The sequence below is a fragment of the Streptomyces sp. NPDC049585 genome (genome assembly GCF_040675615.1).
GTDB lineage: Bacteria > Actinomycetota > Actinomycetes > Streptomycetales > Streptomycetaceae > Streptomyces > Streptomyces luteosporeus.
Window position 1 is genome coordinate 1 of sequence record NZ_JBFAPE010000007.1, and the last position, 19,281, is coordinate 19,281.

At 72.7% G+C, this 19,281-nt stretch carries 17 protein-coding genes; 5 read left to right on the forward strand and 12 right to left on the reverse strand.

What is annotated here, in order from left to right:
• Window positions 1-130 precede the first annotated feature (130 nt).
• Window positions 131-664 carry a nitroreductase family deazaflavin-dependent oxidoreductase gene (locus AB0K17_RS10535; RefSeq protein WP_365982775.1) on the reverse strand — a complete coding sequence of 178 codons (534 nt, stop codon included), beginning with the start codon at window positions 662-664 and terminating at the stop codon, window positions 131-133.
• On the reverse strand, window positions 661-1,851 hold the full coding sequence (locus AB0K17_RS10540) for an acyl-CoA dehydrogenase family protein (protein ID WP_365982776.1): 1,191 nt from the start codon (window positions 1,849-1,851) through the stop codon (window positions 661-663). Before AB0K17_RS10540 ends, AB0K17_RS10535 begins: the two co-directional genes overlap by 4 nt.
• 86 nt (window positions 1,852-1,937) lie before the next feature.
• Between AB0K17_RS10540 and AB0K17_RS10545 the strand changes: the two genes are divergently transcribed.
• Window positions 1,938-3,110, forward strand: coding sequence for an acetyl-CoA acetyltransferase (locus AB0K17_RS10545; protein WP_365982777.1), 1,173 nt, complete (start codon window positions 1,938-1,940; stop codon window positions 3,108-3,110).
• 54 nt (window positions 3,111-3,164) lie between these two features.
• Here the strand turns inward: AB0K17_RS10545 and AB0K17_RS10550 are convergent, their stop codons facing one another.
• Window positions 3,165-3,593 (reverse strand): OB-fold domain-containing protein, encoded by a 429-nt coding sequence (locus AB0K17_RS10550; protein ID WP_365965646.1) that lies wholly within the window; start codon window positions 3,591-3,593, stop codon window positions 3,165-3,167.
• 196 nt (window positions 3,594-3,789) lie between these two features.
• On the opposite strand from AB0K17_RS10550, the gene AB0K17_RS10555 reads away from it, so the two are divergent.
• Genes AB0K17_RS10555 through AB0K17_RS10565 form a run of 3 tightly spaced genes read left to right on the forward strand, consistent with a single transcriptional unit; the run spans window position 3,790 to window position 7,576 of the window.
• Window positions 3,790-6,015, forward strand: a complete 2,226-nt coding sequence (locus AB0K17_RS10555; RefSeq protein WP_365982778.1) for an acetate--CoA ligase family protein — start codon at window positions 3,790-3,792, stop codon at window positions 6,013-6,015.
• A 25-nt stretch (window positions 6,016-6,040) separates the two neighbouring features.
• Window positions 6,041-6,865, forward strand: coding sequence for an enoyl-CoA hydratase-related protein (locus AB0K17_RS10560; RefSeq protein WP_365982779.1), 825 nt, complete (start codon window positions 6,041-6,043; stop codon window positions 6,863-6,865).
• 57 nt (window positions 6,866-6,922) lie between these two features.
• Window positions 6,923-7,576, forward strand: coding sequence for a flavin reductase family protein (locus tag AB0K17_RS10565; protein ID WP_365965649.1), 654 nt, complete (start codon window positions 6,923-6,925; stop codon window positions 7,574-7,576).
• A 9-nt stretch (window positions 7,577-7,585) separates the two neighbouring features.
• Here AB0K17_RS10565 and AB0K17_RS10570 read toward each other — a convergent pair whose 3' ends face one another.
• The 5 genes from AB0K17_RS10570 to AB0K17_RS10590 form a co-directional block, all read right to left on the reverse strand.
• Window positions 7,586-8,620 (reverse strand): hypothetical protein, encoded by a 1,035-nt coding sequence (locus AB0K17_RS10570; protein ID WP_365982780.1) that lies wholly within the window; start codon window positions 8,618-8,620, stop codon window positions 7,586-7,588.
• A 237-nt stretch (window positions 8,621-8,857) separates the two neighbouring features.
• Window positions 8,858-9,967: an alcohol dehydrogenase catalytic domain-containing protein gene (locus AB0K17_RS10575; RefSeq protein ID WP_365982781.1), complete on the reverse strand. Its 1,110-nt coding sequence runs from the start codon at window positions 9,965-9,967 to the stop codon at window positions 8,858-8,860.
• Between the two features lie 53 nt (window positions 9,968-10,020).
• Complete coding sequence (locus tag AB0K17_RS10580) at window positions 10,021-11,484, reverse strand: aldehyde dehydrogenase family protein (protein WP_365982782.1); 1,464 nt, start codon at window positions 11,482-11,484, stop codon at window positions 10,021-10,023.
• Window positions 11,481-12,644, reverse strand: a complete 1,164-nt coding sequence (locus tag AB0K17_RS10585; RefSeq protein ID WP_365982783.1) for an acyl-CoA dehydrogenase family protein — start codon at window positions 12,642-12,644, stop codon at window positions 11,481-11,483. The genes AB0K17_RS10580 and AB0K17_RS10585 overlap by 4 nt, the downstream gene beginning before the upstream one ends.
• A gap of 35 nt (window positions 12,645-12,679) precedes the next feature.
• Window positions 12,680-13,591 carry an SDR family NAD(P)-dependent oxidoreductase gene (locus tag AB0K17_RS10590; protein WP_365982784.1) on the reverse strand — a complete coding sequence of 304 codons (912 nt, stop codon included), beginning with the start codon at window positions 13,589-13,591 and terminating at the stop codon, window positions 12,680-12,682.
• A gap of 124 nt (window positions 13,592-13,715) precedes the next feature.
• Between AB0K17_RS10590 and AB0K17_RS10595 the strand changes: the two genes are divergently transcribed.
• Entirely contained in the window at window positions 13,716-14,642 is a 927-nt protein-coding gene (locus AB0K17_RS10595) for a cyclase family protein (RefSeq protein ID WP_365982785.1), read from the forward strand.
• A gap of 277 nt (window positions 14,643-14,919) precedes the next feature.
• Here AB0K17_RS10595 and AB0K17_RS10600 read toward each other — a convergent pair whose 3' ends face one another.
• The 4 genes from AB0K17_RS10600 to AB0K17_RS10615 form a co-directional block, all read right to left on the reverse strand.
• Entirely contained in the window at window positions 14,920-15,363 is a 444-nt protein-coding gene (locus AB0K17_RS10600) for an ATP-binding protein (RefSeq protein ID WP_365965656.1), read from the reverse strand.
• 412 nt (window positions 15,364-15,775) lie between these two features.
• Window positions 15,776-16,801, reverse strand: coding sequence for an acyl-CoA dehydrogenase (locus AB0K17_RS10605; RefSeq protein WP_365982786.1), 1,026 nt, complete (start codon window positions 16,799-16,801; stop codon window positions 15,776-15,778).
• Window positions 16,802-16,807: 6 nt separating this feature from the next.
• A complete protein-coding gene (locus tag AB0K17_RS10610; RefSeq protein WP_365965658.1) occupies window positions 16,808-17,977 on the reverse strand; it encodes an acyl-CoA dehydrogenase family protein in 1,170 nt (389 codons plus the stop codon).
• Between the two features lie 5 nt (window positions 17,978-17,982).
• Window positions 17,983-19,194, reverse strand: coding sequence for an amidohydrolase family protein (locus tag AB0K17_RS10615; protein ID WP_365965659.1), 1,212 nt, complete (start codon window positions 19,192-19,194; stop codon window positions 17,983-17,985).
• Between the last annotated feature and the right edge of the window lie 87 nt (window positions 19,195-19,281).

The window sequence follows — 19,281 nt, forward strand, 5'->3', positions numbered from 1 at the left end:
ACGGGAAGAGGCCGGCGTAGGTGGCGCCGTCGAACGTGCAGTAGGAGGCGCCGACGTAGTGCAGTTTGTCGTCGCCCAGGGCCGCCCGGGCCCCGGACCACCCGCCGCCGGCGCAGTTCGGCCGCCGGCCTCAGGCCCCGCGTTCCGCACCTGCGGGGCCGTCCGCGCCGTCCCCGGCGCGCTCGTCCAGGCGGAAGAGTCTGATCTCCCGTTCCACCCGCGCCTGGTAGCGCGCGTACGGCGGCCAGAACCGCAGCACCGCCGCCCAGACCTCCTCGCGTTCCGCGCCGTGCAGCAGGCGCGCCCGGACGGGGACGTCCCGGCCGCGCCAGCTGATCTCGGCCTCCGGATGGGCGAGGAGGTTCGCCGTCCAGGCCGGATGCCCGGGCCGGCCGAAGTTGCTGCCGATCAGCACCCAGGCGCGCCGTCCGGCTCCCGCGTCCTCGCAGGGCATGCAGGCCAGCGGCGTCCTGCGGGGCAGGCCGCTGCGTGCGCCGGTGGAGGTCAGCACGCAGCCGGGCAGCATGCGGGTGCTCAGCAGCACCCTGCCGCCGGTGATGCGGTGCACCGCGCGGTCCACCGCGGGCACGACGTACGGGGCGATCTTGGCGAAGGCGCGGGTCGAGGAGACCTTCTGCACCAGTTGTTCGACGACAGCCGTCACAGAACCACCGCTTCCCGGTCGTTTTGCGGGTCGAAGAGGCCGGCCAGCTCCGCAGCACGGGCCCGCAGGCGATGAACGGGGCCGAAGAGGAGTTCGTCGGAGTTCACCCGTTTGAAGTACAGCTGCACATCGTGTTCCCACGTCACTCCGATACCACCGTGCAACTGCACGCCCTCGGCGGCCACCGTGCGGGCCGTCTCCAGTGCCTGCGCGAGTGCCAGCGCACCGGCTGCGGCCCGCCCGGACCACGCCGCGTAGTACACCGCCGAGCGGGCGGCGCACACGGCCACGTACAGATCCGCCAGCCGGTGCTTGATCGCCTGGAACGAGCCGATCGGCCTGCCGAACTGTTCGCGTACGCGCGCGTACTGCACCGTCAGCTCCAGCACGCGCTCCGCCGCCCCCACCGCCTCCGCCGCCAGGGCGGTCGACACGCCGCCGGCGAGCGCCGCCAGCGCGGCCCGGGCATCGGCCCCGTCCGGGCCCAGCGGCCGTGCCTCGGCGTCGCGGAACTCCAGCCGCGCCTGGGGCCGCGTCTGGTCCAGGGTGACCAGCCGGACGCGGCGCACCCTGCTCTGCGCCGGGTCGACGGCGAACAGCAGCACGCACGGACGTACGGGGCCGCCGGCGCATGCGGCGACCAGCAGCAGGCCGGCACTGTGGCCGTCGAGCACCTGCGGCGCCTCGCCGTACAGCCGCCAGCCGGTGGGGGTGCAGCGCGCCTGCACCCCGCCGGAGCGGGCGCCGCCGGCCCACTCGCCGTCCTGCGCGCCGGTCAGGCCCAGGGCCTCGGGCAGGGTGCCGCGGGGCACCACGAGCGTCCCCGTGAGGTCGCCGCCGGCGAGGCGCGGCAGCAGCGCGTCCCGCTGCCGGGACGTACCGAGCGCGGCGACGAGCGGCGCCGCGAGCGCGCACGTGGCGAGCAGCGGCGAGGGCAGCAGCGCCCGTCCCGTCTCCTCGAAGGCCAGGGCCGGCTCGACGGGCCCGCAGCCGGCGCCGCCGTACCGCCGCTCCACCGCGAGGCCGGCCAGGCCCACCTCCTTCGCCAGCCGCCGCCACAGTTCCTCGTCGTACCCGGCCGGGGTGTCGGCCGCCGCTCTGACCTTGTGCGGGGGCGCGTGCCCGGCGAGCAGGTCGCGCAGGGTGCGCTTGATCTGGTGTTGTTCCTCGCTGAGTGCGGCGTCCATGGACAGCACCCCTCCGCGGGCTCGACCTGACGACTCGTCACATCACGCCGCCATGCTAGGCGTTGTTCTGAAGTACCGTCAGCTGTATGACTCGGGGCACGCGCAAGGTCGCCGTCGCCGGCGTCGCTCTGTCCGACTGCGGCCGCCTCGACGCGGTCACTCCCTACGCCCTGCACGCACAGGCCGCCCGCCGCGCGGTGCACGACGCCGGCCTGGACCGCTCGCTGATCGACGGCTTCGCCTCCGCCGGCCTGGGCACCCTGGCCCCGGTGGAGGTAGCGGAGTACCTTGGCCTGCGCCCCAGGTGGGTGGACTCGACCTCCGTCGGCGGCGCGACCTGGGAGGTCATGGCGGCCCACGCGGCCGACGCCATCGCCCAGGGGCACGCGAACGCCGTCCTGCTGGTGTACGGCTCGACGGCGCGCGCTGACATCAAGGCGGGCCGGCGCACGTCCGACCTGTCCTTCGGCGCGCGCGGGCCGGCGCAGTTCGAGGTGCCGTACGGGCACACGCTCATCGCCAAGTACGCGATGGCCGCCCGCCGTCACATGCACCAGTACGGCACGACGATCGAGCAACTGGCCGACATCGCGGTGCAGACCCGTGCGAACGCCGCCCACAATCCGCACGCGCTGCACCGGGACCCGATCACCGTCGACGACGTCCTCGGCAGCCGGATGATCGCCGATCCCTTCACCGCCCTCCACTGCTGCATACGTTCCGACGGCGGCTGCGCGGTCCTGCTGGCCTCCGAGGAGTACACGGCGGACGCGGCGAAGTCACCGGTGTGGGTCCTGGGCAGCGGTACGGCCGTCTCGCACGCGGCCATGTCGCAGTGGGAGGACTTCACGGTCGGCCCGGCGGCCGTCGCGGGGCGGCTGGCCTTCGAGCGGGCGGGCGTGCACCCCCACGAGATCGAGGTGGCGGAGCTGTACGACGCCTTCACGTACATGACGCTGGTGACACTGGAAGACCTGGGCTTCTGCGCCAAGGGCGAGGGCGGCGCCTTCGCCGCCGGGGGCCGGCTGACGACCGGCGGCGAACTGCCGGTCAACACCGACGGCGGCGGGTTGTCCGCCTGCCACCCGGGCATGCGAGGCCTCTTCCTGCTGGTGGAGGCGGTACGGCAGCTGCGCGGCGAGGCGGAGGAGGGCAGGCAGGTGCGCCGGGCGGGCGGCCGCCCGCCGCGGCTCGCCGTCGCCTCGGGGACGGGCGGCTGGTTCTGCTCGGCGGGCACCCTGGTCCTGGGCCGCGACTGAGCCCGGGGTCCGGGCAGCCGGTGGGACGCGCGAGGTGACCGCGCGGCCCGCCGTTCAGCCCGCCGGGGCGGGGCGGAACACGGGCACCGCCACCGGGACGTCCGCCTCGCGCCGGAAGGCGACCTGCAGGCGCATGCCGATGGCCAGCCGGTCCTTGGGGCAGTCGACCACCTCGGTCATCATGCGCGGGCCCTCCGCGAGCACCACTACGGCCGCCGTGTACGGCAGGCGCGCCCCGAAGGGGGCGAGGTCGTTGCGGTGGACGACGGACCACGTGTAGAGCTCCGCCAGGCCACAGGCCTCCTCCCAGACGACGTCCCCGCTCCAGCAGTGGGGGCAGAACTCCCGGGGATAGTGGTGAGCCCTGCCGCACGAGGCCGCACGGCAGCGCCGTACGAGCAACCGGCCCTCGGCGGCGGCGTCCCAGTAGGGGCGCGTGAAGTCGTCGATGTCGGGTACGTCGTGGCGTGCCGGACGGTCCACCGCCGAGCCCCCCTTGTGATGCGGATGCGTCTTGCGGGTGTGTGTCGCCAGTCTGGGTCGCCGGTCGCTCGCGCCCCTCCTGCCCCGTTCCCCGGAGCCTGCCCGGATCGCTAGTCTGACGGGGCATCAGTTTGAACACCACCTTAGCCAACGCTTCGTCGGCATACCCGGCACTGAGCAGGAGTGGGCGAGAACGATGCTCGGATCGACTCACGGCAGCCTCACCACCACCTCCCGTCCCGCCCGCGTAGCGGCCTGCGGCCGGCACCCGGGACCGGCCGTGCACGGCACGGCCACCGACCCCGCGGAGGACCTCGACGTCAGCGGTCGCCCGCTGAAGCGCGACGTCCCCGACCTGGACCGGCTCTTCCGGCCCGAAACCGTGGCCGTCATCGGCGCCTCCGACACCGAGGGACGCCCCAACACCGCCGTCACCCGGCAGCTCGTCGACTGGGCGGGCCGCGTCGGCGCACGCATCCACCCCGTGCACCCCACGCGCACCAGCGTCTTCGGCATACCCTGCCGCCCCGGCGTCCGCGACCTGCCCGAACCGATCGACCTCGCCGTCGTGCTCGTCGGCGACCCGGCACCGGTGCTGGAGGATCTCGCCCGGCTCCGGGTGAAGTTCGCCGTCGTCTTCGCCTCCGGGTTCGCCGAGACCGGCGCCGAGGGCGCGGCCGCCCAGCGGCGGCTCGCCGCCGCCGTGCGCGGCACCGCCACCCGCCTGCTCGGCCCGAACACCAACCTCAACGCCTTCGAGCGCTTCCGCGACGACCTCACGGGCCCCGCCATCGCCCTGATCACCCAGTCAGGCCACCAGGGACGGCCGGTCTTCGCCCTGCAGGAGCTCGGCATCCGCGTCTCGCACTGGGCCCCGACCGGCAACGAGGCCGACCTGGAGTGCGCGGACTTCGTCTCCTACTTCGCCACGCGGCCCGAGGTCGGGGCCATCGCCGCCTATGTGGAAGGGATCGCCGACGGCCGCTCCTTCCTCCTGGCCGCCGACCGGGCCGCCCGGCACAAGGTGCCCCTGGTGATGGTCAAGGTCGGCCGCACGGAGACGGGCGCCCGGACCGCCGCCACCCACACCGGCAAGCTCACCGGCGCGGACGACGTGGTGGACGCCGCCATGCGGCAGTTCGGCGTCATCCGTGTGGACGGCCTCGACGAGCTGCAGGACACCGCGACGCTCCTCGCCCGTGCCCGCCCCCCGCGGGCCACCGGCGTCGCCGTGTATTCGATCTCCGGGGGGACGGGGGCACACTTCGCCGACCTGGCCACGGCAGCCGGGCTGGAACTGCCGGTCCTCTCCCCCGCCAAGCAGGCCGAGCTCCATCAGTGGATCCCCGAGTACCTGAGTGTGGCCAACCCCGTCGACAACGGAGGCCACCCGGTCGGCGACTGGCGGGGCCGCAAAATCCTCGACGCCCTCCTCGCGGACCCGTCCGTCGGCGTCCTCGTCTGCCCGATCACCGGCCCCTTCCCGCCCCTGAGCGACAAGCTCGCGCAGGATCTGGTGGACGCGGCCGAGAAGACCGACAAGCCGGTGTGCGTGGTGTGGGGCTCGCCCGTGGGCACCGAGGCCGCCTATCGCTCCACCTTGCTGGGCTCCTCGCGCGTAGCCACTTTCCGTACCTTCGCCAACTGCGTCGGCGCGATCCGCGCCTACTTCGCCCACCACCGCTTCACCGGCGACTACCGCTCGCCCTTCGAGGACGCACCCCGCTCGCCGTCCCCCGCCGTACGCAAGGCCGAGCAACTGCTGCGCCCGGGCGAGCAGCTCAGCGAGCACGCGGCGAAGCAGCTCCTGCGCGCGTACGGCATACGGGTGCCGCGCGAGCAGCTGGTGACCAGCGCCGCGGCGGCCGTGCGGGCCGCGGGCCAGATCGGCTATCCGGTGGTCATGAAGGCCTCCGGCCCGCGGCTGGCCCACAAGACGGAGCTGGGGCTGGTCAGGCTCGGACTCGGCTCCGCGAGCCAAGTGCGCGACACCTACCGGGAGCTGTGCGACATCGCGCGCTACGAAGGGCTCCCGCTGGAGGGCGTCCTCGTGGGACAACTGGTGCCGCCAGGTGTCGAGATGGCCGTCGGCATCACGCACGACCGTCTCTTCGGCCCCACGGTGACCGTGGGCGTGGGCGGTGTCCTGATGGAGGTCCTCGACGACACCGCCGTCCGCGTACCGCCGTTCCGCGAGGAGCACGCCCGTCAGATGCTCGGCGAACTGCGCGGGCGCGCCCTGCTGGAGGGCGTCCGCGGGGCTCCCCCGGCCGACGTGGACGCCCTCGTCGAGACCGTCCTGCGCGTCCAGCGCATGGCGCTGGAACTCGGCGGCCTCGCCGAGCTGGACGTCAATCCGCTCGTGGTGCTGGAGCGCGGCCAGGGCGCCGTGGCCCTCGACGCGCTCGCCGTCTGCCGCTGATCCCGCGGCCCCAAGGAGTCCGCTCATGAGTCCCTCCCCCCAGGAGATCCCCTCCGCTGGTTCATTGGTAGCGCACACCACTGACAACGGGGTGGTCCGACTGACCCTCAACCGCCCCGAATCCCTCAACGCCATCACGCCCGACCTGCGCGAACAGCTGATTTCCGGCTTCGCCCGGGCCTCGGCCGACCCGGCCGTGCGGGCCGTCGTCCTCACCGGCGCCGGCAAAGGGTTCTGTGCGGGTGCCGACCTGCGTACGGGTGCCGGGGCGCCCCCGCCCGAGCGGGTGCCCGGCGACGTGGCGCGCCTGCTCCGGGAGGGGGCGCAGCGGCTGGTCGGGGCGGTGCTGGACTGCGAGAAGCCCGTGATCGCCGCCGTCAACGGCACGGCCGCCGGCCTGGGGGTGCACCTGGCGCTGGCCTGCGACCTGGTCCTGGCCGCGGAGGGCGCGCGGTTCCTGGAGGCCTTCGTCCGGCGCGGGCTGGTGCCCGATGGCGGCGGCGCGTATGTGCTGGCCCGGCTGGTCGGTCCGCAACGCGCCAAGGAGTTGATGTTCTTCGGCGACGCGGTGCCCGCGGCGGAGGCGCAACGGATGGGGTTGGTGAACCGTGTGGTGCCGGACGACGAGCTGGCCGCTGCCGCGATGGCGTGGGCGTCGCGGCTGGCAGGCGGTCCGACCCGTGCCCTGGCGCTGACGAAGCAGCTGGTCAACGCCTCCTTGGAGAGCGGTCGTGCGGCCGCGTTCGCGGCCGAGGCGGCGGCTCAGGAGATCAACGCGACCACGGCGGACGCTGCCGAGGGCATCGCCTCCTTCCGGGAGCGCCGGAACGCTGTCTTCCGTGGACGCTGACCGTGGGCTGCGCGCCTGAGCCTTCCGATCTCACGGGGCTTCGGATTCAATGTGCGCATGATGGGACACGCCGGTATGGCGGCCGTCGCCATACGCTTCCTGCGGTCGGAGGGGAACACCGCCCCGGTCGCCCCGTATCCCGCCCCGCGGGCCCGCCCCGTCCTGCGGGCCGTCGGACCGGACGAGCGTCCTCCCCCGTCGCCGGAGGTGTTCCGCAGCGTTCTGGGGCACTTCGCCAGCGGCGTCACGGTGATCACGGCCCCCGGCACGGAAGGCGAGCCTCCGGCCGGCTTCGCCTGTCAGTCGTTCTCCTCCCTCTCCCTCGACCCGCCGCTGGTCGTCTTCATGGTGGCCCGCACCTCCACGACGTGGCCCCGCATCGCCCGTGCGGGCGTCTTCTGCGTCAACATCCTGGGATCCGGACACGGCGCCCTGTGCAGGGGTTTCGCCGTCAGTGGCGCGCGAACCGCCGACAAATTCGACGGAGTTGCCTACGACGCCGCGCCGGTGTCCGGCTCACCGCGGCTGCGGGACGTGCCGGCGTGGATCGACTGCGCGGTGCACGCGGTGCACACCGCCGGGGACCACCTGGTGGTCGTGGGGCGTGTGGCGGCACTGGGGGCGGACGAGGATGCGGCGAGCGCCGGTCCCCTGCTCTTCCACCGCGGGGCCTTCGGCACGTTCGACGCCTTCGGCAGCTACGACGGATAACCGTTTCCGCTAGTGCTTCCCGTGCTTGTCCCTGCTGCCGCCCTTGCCGTGCTTGACGACCTTGGTGAGCACATAGCGCTTGCCCGAACCGGGCTTGCCGATCTCGTGGTAGATCCGCGGCTCCCGCTTCGTGCCGATGAGGCTCCAGTCGCGGGACAGCTCGCACGCGCCGATGCGCAGGGAGACGCCCTGGACGCGTCCGCTGTCCTTGACCGGCGTCCAGGTGCCCGAGCCGTCGCAGTCCCGGGCCCGGTCCTTGCCCGTACCGTCCCAGGTGAAGTTGTCCAGGCCGTCGGCCACGGCGGCGCCGTCGTCGGTGAGCCGTACGGTGCCGCCCCGGCCGTCGCTCCACGTACCGGCGAGGTCCTGCTTGGTCAGCCGCGGTGGCTGGTACACGCTCACCAGACCGGAGGCGTACGCCCCCGTGCCGAGGGCGCCGACGACGAGCCAGGCGATCAGGCCGTCGCGCACGACACGGCGGGTCACACTGCCGGCGCGACCGGTGCGCACGCGGCGTGCCGCCGCCCGGCCGGCCAGCGCGGCGGGCAGCAGTCCGGCGGTGAGAGCGCCCCACCAGATGAGGTAGTTGAGCGGGTTCGCGACGTTGCGACTGCCGAGCGCGGCCACCGCGCCGAAGACGAGGACCGCGGCCGCGGAGACCACGGGCACGGCTGCCGCCGTCCACCAGGCGCGGTCCTCGCGGTAGCGGCGGCGGGCGGCCCGCCGGCCCAGCGCCAGCGCGGGCATCACGGCGGCCGCGGTGACGAAGCCGCTGATCAGGACGGTGAGGAGCAGGGCGGCCAGCGCGACCACGGCGGCGAGCAACGGGGCCTTGGGCAGGCCGTCGTGCTCGCGTGCGAGCAGGACGAACACCCCGGTGGTGACGGCGACGACCGTCTCCGCGCACAGCGCCGCCATGGAGGCACAGAACGCGGCACCGAAGCCGTCGTTGCGCACCGGGCGCTGCGACGCGGCGCAGCACGGCACGGACGCGGCGTCCGTCGCCCCGTCCGGTATCGCGTGCGGCTCAGCCTGCTGTGTCATATCAGCCCCTCTCACCATGAGAGATTCCCCCGAAGGCCGAGAGGTTGCGTCGGATCGGCCCAAGATTTCACCGATTCATCCCGCTTGGTCCGCAGGGGACCCGGGCGGGGTCCGGCCGGACGGCAGGAAGGCCGGACCAGGCTGGTCGGACCAGGAAGGCCGGACCAGGAAGGACGCACCCACCTCACACGGACATGCCCGGCCGCGCAAGACCTCCCGCCCAGAACGCACGACAGATCACAGGGCGGCCGTGAGCGGCTCACGATGCGGACCGATCGGGCCGAAGGAGAGGACGCCGCGCGCGACCCTACGGTTGTTCGCGTCGGCCACGGCCCGCTCGAAGTCCTCGACGGGATAGACCTCGGTGACCAGCTCGTCGAGCAGCAACCGGCCCTCCTCGTACAGCCGCGCGTAGAGGGCCACGTCGTGCTGGGGCCGCGAGGAGCCGTACCGGCAGCCCAGTACCGACTTGTCCATGTACAAGGACGCGACCGGGATCGCCGCCTCGGCCCCGGCGGGCGGCACGCCGAGCAGTACGGCTCGGCCGTGCCGGCCCAACGCGTCCACCGCCTGCCGGACGAGCCCGGTGTCGCCGACGCACTCGAAGGCATGGTCGACCCCTGGAGGAACGATCCTGCGCACCGCGGCCGACACCTCGTCGGCGGCGGGGACGTGGACGAAGTGCGTGGCCCCGAAGGTGCGCGCCACGGCCTCCTTCTCCGGGTTGGCATCGGCGGCCACGATGACGGAGGCGCCCGCGAGCCGGGCCCCCTGCAGGACGTTGAGCCCGACGCCGCCGGCGCCGATGACCAGGGCGGATTCGCCGTGCGCGACGCGGGCGCGGTTGAGGACCGCCCCGACGCCGGTGACGACACCGCACCCGAGAAGTGCGGCGGAGGCCGGCGGGATGCCGGACGGGATCCTGACGGCCTGGACGGCCGTGACCACGGTCCGCTCGGCGAAGGCCGAGGTGGACGCGAACTGGAAGAGGGGCTCTCCGCGGCGGGAGAAGGGCCGGCCCGGCCGGCCGATGGAGGTGCGGCACATCGCCGGTCTGCCCAGCGCGCAGTCGGGGCAGGTACCACAACTGGCCAGAGTGGCCAGGGCGACGTGATCGCCTGGTGAGACATGGGTGACGCCGGGGCCCGCACTGCGGACGATGCCGGTGCCCTCGTGCCCCAGGACCACGGGAACGGGGTGGGCGATGGTGCCGTCGATGACCGAGAGGTCGCTGTGACACAGGCCGGCAGCCGTGACCTCGACGAGGACCTCACCGGGTCCCGGGTCCCGGACGTCGAGGTCGTCCACGAACCGCGGGCGCTTGCCGTCGAAGATGACGCCTCTCATGGGGTGGTTGTCCTCTCGGCAGCGCGAAGGGGGCCGGCGGGTGGGGGTGACGGTCAGGAGGGCCAGACGACCGACTGCAGTTCGCTGTACGCGGCGAGGCCGAAGGAACCGCCGTCGCGGCCGGTCCCGCTCTCCTTGAAACCGCCGAAAGGCGTCTCGGGGTGGCGCTGGACGGTGTTGATGCCGACGTTGCCGCTGCGCAGCCGGGCGGCCAGGGCCCAGGCCCGGGCGGTGTCGCCGCTGAAGACGTAGTCGTACAGGCCGTACGCGGTGCCGTTGGCGATGCCGACGGCCTCGTCGTCGGTGTCGAAGGGCATGGCCACCACGACCGGGCCGAACAGCTCCTCGCGCGCGACGATCATCGACGGGGTGGCGTCGGCGATGAGCGTGGGGGCGACGTAGAAGCCGGGGCGGACGGGGGGACGGGTGCCGCCCGTGACGATGCGGGCCCCCTCGGCGCGGGCCGCGGCCACGTGCGCCTCGACGCGGTCGCGCTGCGCCGCGGAGATCAACGGGCCGACGATCGTGGAGTTATCCACAGGGTCCCCGACCGTCAGTGACTCGGCGTAGTGTTTCAACCCGGCGACGACCCGCTCGTACAGCGATCGATGGACGAGCACACGGGTCGGAGCCGTGCACACCTGCCCGCTGTGGAAGGACCAGACCGAACCGACCGCCCCGATCGCCGACCTGATCACCTTGTCGTCGGCGTCCTCGAGAATGACGGCCGCTCCCTTGCCGCCCAGCTCCATCAGGGTGCGCTTGAGCGACCTCCCCGCGGTTTCGGCGATCTTCCTTCCCACGGCAGAGGACCCGGTGAAGCTGACCATGTCGACGCCGGGGTGGGCCACGAGTGCCTCCCCGGCCGCCGGGCCCGAACCGGTCACCACGTTGAACACCCCGTCGGGCAGCCCGGCCTCGCGCAGGATCGGGCCCAGTTCGAGGCAGCAGAGGGGGTCCTGCGGGGCCGGCTTGGCCACGACCGTGTTGCCCATGGCCAGGGCGGGGGCGACCTTGCCGGCGAGATTGACGATCGGGAAGTTGTAGGAGGTGATGCACGCGACGACACCCACGGGACGACGGACCGCCGCGGCGCCGAGCAGACCGCCCGGGGCGAGCGCGCTCGCCCCGACGGCCCGCGGAGCCAGGGGGATGACGTCCGGTTCCACCGCGCCGCGCGCGTAGCGCCGGAAGCGGTCCGCGGCGACCGGCACCTGCATCGTCGAGGCGACGCGCATCGTCGCGCCCGTCTCGGCCTGGAGGAGGGGCACGAGCTCCTTCCCGCGTTCCACGAGGAGATCAGCGATCCGGTCCAGTACGGCCGCGCGCTCGCGCCGAGCCGTACGGGACCAGCCGTCCTGCGCGGCCCGCGCGGCGGCCACGGCGTCGGCCACTTCGGCGGGAGTCGACTCCGGGGCCTCCCCGACGACCTCTTCGGTCGCCGGATTGACAACTGGATAGTGCCCCTTTTCCGGCGCGCGCCAGGCGCCGGCGATCCAGTGGCCGTACGCCGTCATGGCCGGGCCTCCTTCGGCAGGCCGAGCACGCGCTCGGCTATGAGGTTGCGCTGGATCTCGTCCGAGCCCCCGTAGACGGTGTCGGCTCGGCTGAAGAGGAACAGGTGTTGCAGGTCGTCGAGCCGGTACGGGCGGCCGGCGCGCCAGTCGTCCGGTCCCAGGGCGGCCGGCGCGCCGCGCACCTGCATCGCCAGTTCACCGAGCCGCTTGTGCCAGGTGCCCCACAGCAGCTTGGCGACGCTGGGCGCCCCGGGGTCCGCGGCGTCCCCCAGGAGGCGCAGGGCGTTCCAGCGCATGACCTGCAGGTCGGCCCACTGCCGTACGAGCCGGTCCCGTACCACCGGCTCCGCTGCGGCTCCGGTCCGCAGGGCGAGGCGGATCACCCGGCCCAGCTCGGCCGCGAACCCGGTCTGCAGGGCGAGGGTGGCCACGCCGCGTTCCCGGGCGAGCAGGCTCATGGCGACCCGCCAGCCGGCGCCCTCGCCGCCCACGAGGTGCTCGGCCCGGGCCTTCGCGCCGTCGAAGAAGACCTCGTTGAACTCGGCGGCGCCCGTCAGTTGCCGGATGGGGCGGACCTCGATCCGGCCCGGCTGGCCCATCGGCACGAGGAGGAAGGAGAGACCGTGATGACGCCGGGAGCCCTCGGTGGTGCGGGCCAGCAGAAAGCACCAGTCGGCCTCGTGGGCGTGGGAGGTCCATACCTTCTGTCCGCTGACCCGGTACGTGCGGCCGCCGTCGGCGCGGACGGCGGTGGTGCGCAGGGCGGCGAGGTCGGAGCCCGCCCCGGGTTCGCTGTAGCCCTGGCACCAGATCTCCTCGCCCCGGGCGACGGCGGGCAGGAAGCGGGCGCACTGCGCGTCGTCGCCGTGGGCGAGCAGGGTGGGCGCGAGGAGGTGTTCCCCCATGTGCCCCAGGCGCGGTGGGCCGCCCGCCCGGGCGTACTCCTCGGCCCACACGACCTGCCCGGTCGGGCTCGCCGTGCGGTTGCCGTACGTGCCGCGTGCGGTGCTCCAGCCGAGGCCGATCCAGCCGCCTGCGCCCAGATCCCGTTCCCAGGCGCGGCCGGTGGGTCGCGGGGCACCGTCCGCGAGGTGTTCGGTCAGCCAGGCGCGGGCGCGATGGCGCAGTTCCTCGTCCTCGGGGCCGAATGCGAAGTCCATGCTGTGCGCCTTTCCTCGTGGCGGCGCCGGGTCCTTCAGGCGTTGGGCCGCCGGCCGGCAGCGGCAGCGTCGGCCATGGCCTGCACGTGGCCGAGCATCGGCATGGGGTCGGTGCCGACGGTGCCCGGGAAGAGATCCGCGATGCGCTGGGGTGTCCAGGGCTCCTCGGCGTAGGCGGCGCGCACCTCCCGTGGCTGTGCCCACAGGGCGATCTTCCGGCCTGCGACGGTGTAGACCTGCCCGGTGACACCGTCGTGGCGGGCCTGGTCGCTGAGCAGATAGACCACGAACGCGGCCACGTCCTCGGGGGCGCCGAGGTCCTTGAGCTCCATGGGGACGTTGGCGGACATCCTGGTGCGGGCCACCGGGGCCACGCAGTTGGCGGTGACACCGTACTTGTGCAGGCCGAGGGCGGCGCTGCGGACGAGGGAGATGACGCCTCCCTTGGCGGCGGCGTAGTTGGCCTGGGCGACGCTGCCCTGGTGATTGCCGCTGGTGAAGCCGATGAGCGTGCCGCTGCCCTGCCGTCGCATCACGCCGGAGGCGGCGCGGAAGACGGTGAAGGTGCCTTTGAGGTGGGTGGCGACGACCGAGTCCCACTCCTCCTCGGTCATGTTGAAGATCATGCGCTCGCGGAGGATGCCGGCGCCGCACACGACGCCGTCGAGCCTGCCGTAGCGGGCGAGCGCGGTGTCGACGATCCGTTGCCCGCCGGCCATCGTCGAGACGTCGTCCGCGACGGCGGTGGCCTCCCCGCCTTCCGCCTCGATCTCCTTGGCCACGGCGGTGGCGACCTCGCTCGTGGGTTCGTCGCCGGCGACGGAGACCCCGTAGTCGTTCACCACGACCTTGGCGCCCTCGGCGGCGCAGGCCAGGGCGACGGCCCTGCCGATGCCCCGCCCGGCCCCGGTGACCGCGACCACCTTGTCGTTGAGGAAGTTCGCCACGGCACTGCCCCTTCCCGCAGTTCCTGACGGTCCGTTAGATTTTTGGGCAGCGCGGGCACGAGCACAAGACCCGGCACCGCACCCTCCGGGCGGGGATGCGCGGCCGCGATCAGGAGGGGAACCCATGCCGCTGCCGAGCGAGTTCCACGAGCTGGCCAAGCGCGTGAACAACTGGGGGCGCTGGGGCGAGGAGGACGAGATCGGAACCCTCAACCTCATCACGGACGCCGTCGTGCGCGAGGCGGCGGCGACCGTCACCAGTGGGCGCCGCATCCCGCTGGCTCTTCCCCTGCAGCAGGACGGGGTGCAGACGGGAGTCATTCCGGGCCGCGTCAATCCGCTGCACACCATGGTGGCCATCAACGCCGAGATCTTCGGCCCGGGGACCGTCGCCACCAGCGACGACGTCGTCACCATGGGCCTCCAGGCGGCCACACACTGGGACGGGCTCGCACATGTCTCCCACAGTGGGCTGCTGTACAACGGCCGCCCGGCGGACTCGGTGACCGCTCATGGCCGCGCCGCCTTCAGCGGCGTGGAGAAGGCCGGCCACATCGTCTCGCGGGGTGTTCTGCTCGACGTGGCCCGCGCCCTGGGGGTGGACCGGCTCGACGGCGGACACGCGGTGACTCCGCAGGACCTGGAGGCCGCGGAGGAGCTTGCCGGGGTCCGGGTGCGATCCGGCGACATCGCGCTGGTGCGCACTGGCCAGATCCAGCTCTACCTCGGCGGTGACAAGCAGGCGTACGCCTATCCTTCGCCCGGCTTTTCGATCCGCGCGCCCGAATGGTTCCACGCCCGCGACGTCGCCGCCGTCGCCAACGACACCCTGACCTTCGAGATCTTCCCGCCCGAGATCGAGAACCTGTGGATGCCGGTGCACGCCCTGGACCTGGTGGAGATGGGCATGCCGCAAGGCCAGAACTGGAACCTGGAGGCGCTGTCGGAGGCCTGCGCCGAGCAACGGCGTTACGCGTTCCTGCTGGCAGCGATGCCGGAGCCGTTCGTGGGCGGGACGGGCACGCCGGTGGCACCGGTCGCCGTCCTGTGAGTGCGGGCACGCAACGCCGGGCGGGTACGGGCGTCGGAGCCCGGCAGGCGAAGAGACGGGCGGGCGGCGGCGCACCGATGCGCACCCCGAGCACGGCACCTGTGCGCCGCCACCCAGCTCCGGCGCCTTAAGCCCTGTCGTCGCGCCGGCCGCGACCCGCACTCGCCAAGGCAGCCCCGCACAGCCGGGCCTCTCGACGTCCCCTCGCAGCGAATCGCTGCATCCAAGGGTGATCACCCGAACACTTCACGTCAACACCTGGTCTGGACTTTGTCGACTACGCCCGATTTGTCGCGGCGTGTTGTGGCTCGAAAGCACCAGTCCAGCAGGCGGCGCGACGGTCCACCTCGCACCAGATGCGCTTGCCGGCCCCGTCCCGCTGCCAGCCCCAGCGATCGGCGAGACCGTCGACCAGCTCCAACCCCCTGCCACCGGTGTCCTCACCCTCGGCGTGCCGACGCCTGGGCGGGCGGGCACTGGTGTCGGCCACCTCGACCCGCACCGGGCCGGTGCCGGGCAGGAGCATCCGCAGGACCGCCGGACACCCCGTGTGCACCACGGCATTGGTGACCAGCTCCGAGATCAGCAGGATCAGCGTCTCGGCCAGGGGCTCGTCCGCCCCTATCCCCGATCCTGCGAGCCGCGACCGCGCCCACCTGCGAGCCCGCCCCACTTCCGCGGGATCGGCCCCGACCTCCATCTGCACCTGAAGCACATGCACCGCTCACACCACCCGAACCGGCGGACCCAACGCCTCACGCCTCGACGAGATCACGGTCAGTGACCCCCCGTCGACACAGCATGGTTGACGTACGGTTACCTCAACAAGCGCTTCCGGCATATTCAGACGCAACGGCGTATGCGTCCGGCATACTGTGCGGCGCACTTGATGAGGGGTCGAACATCGAGGCGCCTTCCGCCCCGGAACGCACTGCACGAAGGGCACTCCGGCACCGACTGTCACCGCTGTGGCGACACCGTTTTTATTGCGCCTCTGAACCACTCGCACCTCACGGAGAGTACCCGAGAGATGCAACGACTCCACACAGTGACGAGTTACTGGAAGAAATCGCGTCGATATCGACACTGAGTGACTGTCGATCGGGTCAAGAGCGGCAATTCACCCACATCCTTCACAGCGAATCATTTGGGTCATTCGCGATTTCCTGCCCGCAATTCCCGGACTCGTCGAGGAGTGCGCCGGCCAGCAGTTCCTCGGCGTCACCGGCCGAGCACCACTGGGCGGCCCGCAGCCAGGCACGTTTCAGGTACGGATGGACGTCCGCCTCCCAGGTGAACCCGATACCGCCATGCAGTTGCAAACAGTCACGGGCATTGCGGACAGCAGCCTCGTCGGCGAGCAATTTGGCCGCAGCGATCTCACCATGAGTAGCGGTCAGGGCCGCTGCATAGACGCTAGCGCGTGCGATTTCCGTACGCACGAGCATCTGTGCGCACACGTGCTGCACGGCTTGAAAGGCGCCGACAGGGCGCCCGAACTGCCGCCTTCGCGTCACATGGGAGACGGCCATCTCCAGTGTCCGGGCAGCATTGCCGAGTTGGAGCGCCGCTGTGAGCAGGGCCGCTTCCGCCCTCGTACGGGCCGGCTTCCCGGCCACCTCCACGGCCGGCGACCTTGGGTGCGGCAGGGGGAGTTCCACCAGGTGCAGGGGGGTCGTCGGATCGACGGAGTGCAGCGGGCGGGCGGAGAGCACCACCGGCCCCGTACCTTCGGCGGTCGGCAGCACTCGGACCGCCGCGTCGTCGAGGAGCAGGACGGCGTCGGCTGCGGCAAGGTGTTCGACCGTTCCGGAGCGGTCGGGTGCCGTCACGACGGCTTGCCCCTCGGCCGCACCGGGCACCGACCCGGCCGCCAGTTGCGTGGCCACCACGGGTCCCGGCAGGAGGCAGCGCCCCGCCTCCTCCAGGACGAGAACGGCCTCCGCAAGCCCCAGGCCGGCCCCGCCCGCCTCCGCCGGCAGCCGCAAGGAGAAGAAGCCGGCCTCGCCCAACTGCTGCCACAGGGCCCGGTCCGGTCCGTCGTGCGGTGCAGCGGTGTCCACTGCTGCGCGCAGCCGTTCACGGGGGAAGCGGGCCGCCAGCAGGGCCCGGGCGGCCGACTGCACGGAGCGCTGGTCGTCGTTCAGCCGGAAGTGCAAGGCCGCTCACCGTCCCCGGGGCAGGCCGAGAACGCGCTCGGCGATGATGTTCTGCTGGATCTGCGAGGTGCCCGCGGCGATGGTGTAGGAGAGGGACGACAGCCGTCCCGTCGTCCACTCGTGCCCGGCGTCCAGCGCCCGAGGACCGAGCACCTCGGCAGCCGCGTCGTAGAGCTCCTGGCGCGCCTGCGAGTAGCGCAGCTTGAAGACGGAGCCGCCCACCCCCGGCGCCCCGCTGCCGCCCTCCCGCAAACTCGCCTCGGCCTCGCTGACGTTCCACTGCACCAGGCGCCACAGGGCAAGAAGCTCGGCGTTGAGCCTGCCGAGCCTGCGCCGCAGGACGGCGTCCTGCCATCGGCCGTTGTCGTGTGCTTCCCGGGCGATCCGGACCAGGGTGCGCCGGCAGGCGATCACCTCGCCGGCGAACGCGGTGCCGCGCTCGAAGGCGAGGGTGACCATGCAGACGCGCCAGCCGTCGTTCTCGGCGCCCACACGGTGGGCGACGGGCACCCGCACCCCGTCGAGGAAGACCTCCGCGAACTCGGCCGTCCCCGTGAGGGTGCGCAGCGGGCGGACGGTGATGCCGGGCGCGTCCATCGGCATCACCAGCCAGGACAGGCCCTTGTGGCCGGGGGCGTCCGGGTCGGTGCGCACCAGCAGTTCGCACCAGTCGGCCACCTGGGCGTGGGAGGTCCACACCTTGCTGCCGGTGACGACGTACGCGTCGCCGTCGCGCACCGCCCGCGTGCGCAGGGAGGCGAGGTCCGAGCCGGCCTCGGGTTCGGAGAAGCCCTGGCACCACACCTCCTCGCCGCGCAGGATCGGCGGCAGCCAGCGCGCCTTCTGCGCGGCCGTGCCCTCGGCGGCGATGGTGGGGCCGGCGTGGAGCAGCCCGACGAAGTTCGCTCCGACATAGGGGGCGCCGGCCCGTTCGGTCTCCTCCAGGAAGATCAGGTGCCGGGTGGGGCCGGCACCGCCGCCGCCCGCGTCGGCCGGCCAGTGCAGTCCGGCGTACCCCGCGTCGTACAACGCCCGCTGCCAGGCGCAGTCGTAGGCCCGGCGGGCGGGCCAGTCGGCCGGGTCCGGCGGGGTGGGCAGTGCGGGCAGCGTCTCGCGCAGCCAGCGCCGCAGCCGCGCCCGGAACGCCTCCTCTTGTGGGGTGCTGGTGAGGTCCACGGTGCTCAGGCCCCCGCACCGTCGGGGCCGCAGGCGAGGTCGAGGCCGAGCATGCGGATGGCGTTGCCGCGCAGGATCTTGTGGACGGTGACGTCGTCGAGACCCCGCACGTGGTCGAGGGCGACCTGGCGGGTGTGGGGCCAGGTGGAGTCGACGTGGGGGTAGTCGGTCTCGAAGGTGGCGTTGTCGCGCCCGACGGCATCCAGGGAGGCGACGCCGTGCTTGTCGCGGAAGAAGCAGCAGAAGACCTGGCGGTAGTAGTAGCTGGAGGGCGGTTCGGGCACCAGGTCGCGCACCCCGCCCCAGGCCCGGTGCTCGCGCCAGACGTCGTCGGCGCGCTCCAGGGCGTAGGGGATCCAGCCCATCTGTCCCTCGCTGTAGGCGAGCTTGAGGCGGGGGAAGCGGACGAGGACGCCGCTGAAGAGGAAGTCGGCGAGCGAGGCCATGGCGTTGTTGAAGGACAGCGTGGCCTGCACGGCAGGCGGAGCGTCGGGGGAGGCGGCCGGCATCTGCGAGGAGGAGCCGATGTGCATGCACACCACCGTGCCGGTGTCCTGGCAGGCGGCGAAGAAGGGATCCCAGTAACCGGTGTGGATGCTGGGCAGCCCCAGATGGGTGGGCAGCTCGCTGAAGGTGACCGCGCGCACCCCCCGCGCGGCGTTGCGCTCGATCTCCGCCACCGCCAGGCGGACGTCCCACAGCGGGATCAGGCACAGGGGGATCAGCCGGCCTCCGCTGTCACCGCACCATTCCTGGACCATCCAGTCGTTGTAGGCGCGCACGCAGGCGAGCGCGACCTCCTTGTCCGCGGCCTCGGCGAAGGTCTGTCCGCAGAACCGCGGGAACGTCGGGAAGCACAACGATGCCTCCACGTGCCCCACGTCCATGTCCTTCAGGCGCTCGCCCGGGTCCCAGCAGCCGGGGCGCATGTCCGCGCGCGTGATGCCCTCCAGCGTCATCGCGTCCCGGTCGAAGCCCACCGCGGCGATCACCCGCTTGTACGGGAACAGGCTCCCCTCGTACTCCCACCAGTCCGTGGGCTCGCCCTCCGGGTCGGTGGTGAAGCGGTACCGGCCCCCCACGTACGCGAGCTCGCCGATTCCGGCGGTCAGCGGCTTCGGACCCCGCTCGCGGTACTTCGCCGGCAGCCAGGTGTCGAAGAGATGCGCCGGCTCGATGACGTGGTCGTCGACGCTGACGATGCGCGGCAGGTCCATGAGCACACCTCGCAATCTGACAGACCGTCAGTTAGTCGGAGGCTAGCCCGCACCCCCTGGACCGGCAAGGCACGGCGACCTACGCTC

Bases quoted from the DNA above. Each gene is read 5' to 3' on its own strand.
- AB0K17_RS10570 (WP_365982780.1), bottom strand. From the start codon at position 8,620: ATGACACAGCAGGCTGAGCCGCACGCGATACCGGACGGGGCGACGGAC.
- AB0K17_RS10580 (WP_365982782.1), bottom strand. From the start codon at position 11,484: ATGACGGCGTACGGCCACTGGATCGCCGGCGCCTGGCGCGCGCCGGAA.
- AB0K17_RS10585 (WP_365982783.1), bottom strand. From the start codon at position 12,644: ATGGACTTCGCATTCGGCCCCGAGGACGAGGAACTGCGCCATCGCGCC.
- AB0K17_RS10540 (WP_365982776.1), bottom strand. From the start codon at position 1,851: ATGGACGCCGCACTCAGCGAGGAACAACACCAGATCAAGCGCACCCTG.
- AB0K17_RS10560 (WP_365982779.1), top strand. From the start codon at position 6,041: ATGAGTCCCTCCCCCCAGGAGATCCCCTCCGCTGGTTCATTGGTAGCG.
- AB0K17_RS10595 (WP_365982785.1), top strand. From the start codon at position 13,716: ATGCCGCTGCCGAGCGAGTTCCACGAGCTGGCCAAGCGCGTGAACAAC.
- AB0K17_RS10555 (WP_365982778.1), top strand. From the start codon at position 3,790: ATGCTCGGATCGACTCACGGCAGCCTCACCACCACCTCCCGTCCCGCC.
- AB0K17_RS10565 (WP_365965649.1), top strand. From the start codon at position 6,923: ATGATGGGACACGCCGGTATGGCGGCCGTCGCCATACGCTTCCTGCGG.
- AB0K17_RS10545 (WP_365982777.1), top strand. From the start codon at position 1,938: ATGACTCGGGGCACGCGCAAGGTCGCCGTCGCCGGCGTCGCTCTGTCC.
- AB0K17_RS10615 (WP_365965659.1), bottom strand. From the start codon at position 19,194: ATGGACCTGCCGCGCATCGTCAGCGTCGACGACCACGTCATCGAGCCG.
- AB0K17_RS10575 (WP_365982781.1), bottom strand. From the start codon at position 9,967: ATGAGAGGCGTCATCTTCGACGGCAAGCGCCCGCGGTTCGTGGACGAC.